Annotated in this window: 5 protein-coding genes; 2 read left to right on the top strand and 3 right to left on the bottom strand. The window is 75.5% G+C overall.

What is annotated here, in order from left to right:
• On the top strand, positions 1–662 hold a 662-nt coding region (locus AB0O00_RS32910), incomplete at its 5' end, for a hypothetical protein (RefSeq protein ID WP_363658058.1).
• Positions 663–795: 133 nt separating this feature from the next.
• Here the strand turns inward: AB0O00_RS32910 and AB0O00_RS32905 are convergent.
• Genes AB0O00_RS32905 through AB0O00_RS32895 form a run of 3 tightly spaced genes read right to left on the bottom strand, consistent with a single transcriptional unit; the run spans position 796 to position 2,789 of the window.
• Entirely contained in the window at positions 796–1,527 is a 732-nt protein-coding gene (locus tag AB0O00_RS32905; protein ID WP_363658056.1) for a zf-HC2 domain-containing protein, read from the bottom strand.
• On the bottom strand, positions 1,524–2,081 hold the full coding sequence (locus AB0O00_RS32900; protein WP_363658060.1) for a sigma-70 family RNA polymerase sigma factor: 558 nt from the start codon (positions 2,079–2,081) through the stop codon (positions 1,524–1,526). Before AB0O00_RS32900 ends, AB0O00_RS32905 begins: the two co-directional genes overlap by 4 nt.
• 57 nt (positions 2,082–2,138) lie before the next feature.
• Positions 2,139–2,789: a hypothetical protein gene (locus AB0O00_RS32895; protein ID WP_363658055.1), complete on the bottom strand. Its 651-nt coding sequence runs from the start codon at positions 2,787–2,789 to the stop codon at positions 2,139–2,141.
• 184 nt (positions 2,790–2,973) lie between these two features.
• On the opposite strand from AB0O00_RS32895, the gene AB0O00_RS32890 reads away from it, so the two are divergent.
• A complete protein-coding gene (locus AB0O00_RS32890; protein WP_363658053.1) occupies positions 2,974–3,363 on the top strand; it encodes a thioredoxin domain-containing protein in 390 nt (129 codons plus the stop codon).
• Positions 3,364–3,491 lie beyond the last annotated feature (128 nt).

Genomic DNA, 3,491 nt, shown 5'->3' with positions numbered 1-3,491 from the left:
GGGGGTGGGGGCAGACACGGCCTCCCCGCCCCCCCCCACCACCCCCGCGCGAGGCGCGTGCCCCGGCGTCGCCCCGCAGGCGGGAGTTTGGAGACGGGCCCAGGGGCTTCCGGGCGACGTACCACCACCTCACCGTCAGCGCCCGCATCCCCCGGCGGCTGGACGCCGATCCCGACTCCCTCGTCCGAGCCGTCGAGGAGTTGCACGAGGCGCGCGCCCTGTGGCTCGCGCGGGCGGCGGAGTTCGCGGCGCAGCGGCGGGCGGAGAAGCGGGCCGGGCAGCGGGGCGTCTCGGCGCCGCGGCCGTGGTGGCTGCGGCGGTACGAGGTCGTCGGGGACGAGGCCTGGTACGAGGACCCGTTCCGCCATCCGGCGCTGCGGCTGCCCGACTACGTCCGCCGGCAGAACGCGCTGCTGGACGGTGCCGAGCTGCCCGGGTGCCCGGCCTGCGGGGACGAGGGGGCGGCGGTGGCGGTCCCGACCGGGCACGGCACGGCCGAGCTGTGCCCTGCGTGCGCGCTGGTGCTGCGGCCGTGCGGCACGTGCGGGCAGCGGCACCGGGGCCTCCTGCCGTCCGCGCCGCGTGCCTGGCGCGGGATCTGGCGGCGCTCGCACATGACCGACGACGGCACGCCCAGCCCGCACTGGCCCCGGCGGGCGTGACTCCCGGCGGGCGTGACTCTCGGCGGGCTCAGGCCCGGTGGGCTCAGGCCTGGCGGGCTCAGGCCTGGCGGGCTCAGGCCTGGCGGGCTTCGGCGCGGTGGGCTTCGGCGCGGTGGGCTCAGGCCTGGCGCCCTTAAGCCCGGTGCGCCGGGACGGAGACGAGGACCGTGCCGCTGCCCTGGACGCGCACCTCGAAGTGGTCGATGTCTCCCGGCTGGAGCGCCGTGCCGCCGCTGGTGTGCAGCGTGGCCCGGTCGTCCGGATCGCCGTAGCCGTTCGCCGGGACGTTCCACGTGGTGACCGTCTGGTGCTCCCCCGCGTGCGAGACGGCGACCAGCGTGCACGTCAACGGGCCCTGGACGTCGGACAGTTCGAGGTTCACCCGGCTGCCCCACGTGGTGCCGTCCACCCCGACGACGGCCCGGGCGCCGGTCTGCGGGTCGGTCGCGGAGAACTGCTGGGCGACGGCGACCACGGCGGGCGTGGCGCTCCCGCCGACCACCGCGGCCGTGACGACCGGGCCCGCGGCCACCATCGCGGTCGCGGCCAGGGCCAGCACAAGCCGCCGCACCCGGCCCCGCCGCCGGCCGGCCGAGACCTCGGCGACCAGCCGGTCCAGGAGGGCGGGGTCGGGGCTCGGGGGCGGCCCGGCCGGATCGAGGCCGAGCGCGGCGGCCGAGGCCGCGTACTCGGCCAGCACGGGCTCGACCGGGCCGAGCTCCGCGACGTGCGCCGCGCACTGCGCGCAGCCGGCCAGGTGCCGCTCGAACGCGGCGCGCTCGGCGGGCTCCAGCAGGCCGAGCACGTACGCGCCGGCGTCGACGTGTTCGGGCCCGCCGGAGGCGGGGACGGGGCGGTCGGTCACGATGTCACTCCCCGTTCCTCCAGCGCGAGCCTGAGCGAGCGCAGTGCGTAGAACACCCGCGACCGGACGGTCCCGGCCGGGATGCCGAGTTCGGTGGCCGCCTCCTTGGCGGTGCGGCCCTTGAGGTAGGTCTCGACGATGATCTCCCGGTGGGCGGGCGAGAGGTCGCCGAGGGCGTCCGAGATGGTCATCATCCGCAGGGCCCGGTCGAGTTCGTCCTCGGCGGGCAGCTGCTCCAGCGGCGCGGCGTCCACCTCGCGGGGCCGGACGCTCGCGCTGCGGTGGTCGTCGATGACGATCCGCCGCGCGACCGTGACCAGCCAGGGGCGCAGCGAGCGGGCCTGCGGGTCGAGCCGGTGGATGTTGCGCCAGGCCCGGACGAGCGTCTCCTGCACGACGTCCTCGGCGCGCTGGCGGTCGCCGGCGACGAGGTGGAGCACGAAGCCGTACAGCGGACCGGCGTGCTCGCGGTACAGGGCGCGCATCAGCTCCTCGTCCGACGCCCCCGGACCGTGTGCGGCGGCCTCACCGCGGGGGTGCTCCTCGGTCACCACTTCATCGTTGCGCACCCGTGCCTCCCGGGCGAGCGGCGTCGTCACGGGCGTCACCGGTCAGTAGCCGTAGCCGCTGCTCGGCGCGGTGGGCTTCGGGGTCGCGGGGGCGCTGGGCATGGGGGTGGTGCCCGGCGTCTTGCCGCTGCCGCTCGGTACGCCCGCCTTGTCGCCGGTCGGGGTCAGCGCGTGCCAGATGCCCATGACGCCCTGGCCCTTGGTGTCCCCGGGCTTGGTGTCCGGGGCGTACCGGTAGACCGGCCAGCCGTTGACGGTGACCTGCTTGGTGCCGTCGTCGCGGGTGAAGGAGCCGACGAGCTTGCTGTCGATGCCCTTGACGGTGACGTTGCCGGTGGCCTGCTCGGGCGGCCAGAGCGAGGAACAGCCGGTGTTGCAGTAGGAGTCCGACGGGTTGCTCTCGTCCTTGTCGAAGCGGTAGAGCGTGAAGCCGGAACCGTCGGTGATGATCGTCCCGAGCTTGGGGTCCGTCGCGGTCTGCAGGGTCGTACCGCCGGCGGCCGGGGGCTGGCTCGGGGCCGGCGTGCTGGGGGCCGGTGTGCTGGGCGCGGCGGGCGCGCTCGGGGCGCTCGGCGTGCTGGGCTTGGCGCTCGAACCGGAGCCGGAGGACCCGCAGCCGGCCACGAGGGCGGTCACGGCGAGGCCGGAGGCGGCGAGCAGCGCGGCCCGCCGGGTGCGGGGGTTGCTGCGCATGGTGGGCTCCCGCGGTCGGGGGGCGAGGTGGACACCCTTCTGTACGGACGGTGGCGGCATGCTGCTCACCCGGGCGCCATACCCGGGGAGAGTACGGGGAGGACGGTGGAATAGGCCGTGCCGGCGTGCGGTTGTCGCGGGCACAGGTCCGAACCGCCTCCTCCGGAAGGGAAGGAATCGCGAGATGAGCAACACGGTCGAGCTGACCAAGGAGAACTTCGACGACATCGTCCCCGGCCCCGAGGGCAAGGACTTCGTCTTCATCGACTTCTGGGCGGGGTGGTGCGGGCCGTGCCGCCAGTTCGCCCCGGTGTACGAGAAGGCCGCCGAGCGCCACCAGGACCTCGTGTTCGCCAAGGTGGACACCGAGGCCCAGCAGGAGCTCGCGGCGGCGTTCGGGATCCAGTCGATCCCGACGCTGGCGATCATCCGCGAGGGCGTGCTCGTCTTCTCGCAGGCCGGCGCGCTGCCGGAGGCGGTCTTCGAGGACCTGATCGGCCAGGCCAGGGGGCTGGACATGGCCGACGTGAAGCGCAAGGTCGCCGAGGAGCAGGCGGCGGAGGGGCAGAAGTGAGCCGCTGATCAACTCCCGGGCGGGCCCGGGGAGTCGTCCTCCCCCGGCCCGCTCCACGCGGCGAGCCGGGCGGCGAGCGCCCGGACTTCGTCGCGCAGCGCGTCCGGCGTACGGACGGCGAACGGGCG

The sequence above is a fragment of the Kitasatospora sp. NPDC093558 genome (assembly GCF_040683475.1).
Classification (GTDB): Bacteria; Actinomycetota; Actinomycetes; order Streptomycetales; family Streptomycetaceae; genus Kitasatospora.
Note: the sequence above shows the minus strand (reverse complement) of the source record. Positions and strands in the feature narration are given on the sequence as shown.

Excerpts from the sequence above, each read along its gene's own strand:
- AB0O00_RS32895 (WP_363658055.1), bottom strand. The coding sequence starts at position 2,789 with ATGCGCAGCAACCCCCGCACCCGGCGGGCCGCGCTGCTCGCCGCCTCC.
- AB0O00_RS32890 (WP_363658053.1), top strand. The coding sequence starts at position 2,974 with ATGAGCAACACGGTCGAGCTGACCAAGGAGAACTTCGACGACATCGTC.